Source organism: Vibrio sp. 1249-1, assembly GCF_033340495.1.
This window is the reverse complement of sequence record NZ_JAWOWJ010000490.1, coordinates 1-722: the sequence shown is the minus strand read 5'-3', so window position 1 is coordinate 722 and position 722 is coordinate 1. Positions and strand designations below refer to the sequence as shown.

Below are 722 nucleotides of genomic sequence, written 5' to 3'. Positions count from 1 at the left end.
AGGCCAAATTTACGATTAAATTTGAAAAATTCCCCCTAAGAAAAGTGTGCTGATCCAGCTCTCACTTTTGTCTTTTTTTATCACACTCTCGTAACCAAAATTCGACTTTTTCTTTCATTCAAGTTTCGAGTCACTTCACCTATTCGGTCGATTACGCTTTCTTCTCATTTGCACATACGATAATGATAATAATTATCTTTTGTATTGGTTGGGTATTTTTAATGAGTGAGATTAATTTAAGTCACGCCTTTCACAGTGATCCGGTCATCCAGATCCGAGATTTGTGCGTGGACTACATCACCGACAATGGTGACTTTAATGCGGTGAAATCGGTCAGCTTTGATATTGGAAAAGGCGAAGTATTCGGCCTTGCTGGGGAATCTGGATGCGGAAAGAGTACCATCGCTTTTTCGATCAATCGTCTGCACAAGCCGCCCGCGTTTATCTCTGGTGGACAAATTCTGTTCCAAGGTAAGGACATCTTACGTTTGTCCGATAAGGAGCTAAGCGCGCTGCGTTGGAGCGAAATCGCCATGGTATTCCAAAGTGCCATGAACTCGCTTAATCCGGTACTGACCATTCAAGAGCAGTTTGCAGACGTCCTACGTCATCATCAAGGCCTCAGCAACGAACAAGCCAAAGATCGCGCCGAAAAACTGCTCGATTTGGTGAACATCCCTCGAGATCGACTGGGTGAATATCCGCACCAGTTCTCTGGGGGA

1 protein-coding gene is annotated in these 722 nt (G+C 44.3%); it reads left to right on the top strand.

Features of this window, described 5'->3' with window-relative positions; translation table 11 throughout:
* Positions 1–221: 221 nt before the first annotated feature.
* Positions 222–722 (top strand): ATP-binding cassette domain-containing protein (locus tag R7Z50_RS27165; protein WP_029816988.1); only part of this gene is annotated, 501 nt, incomplete at its 3' end.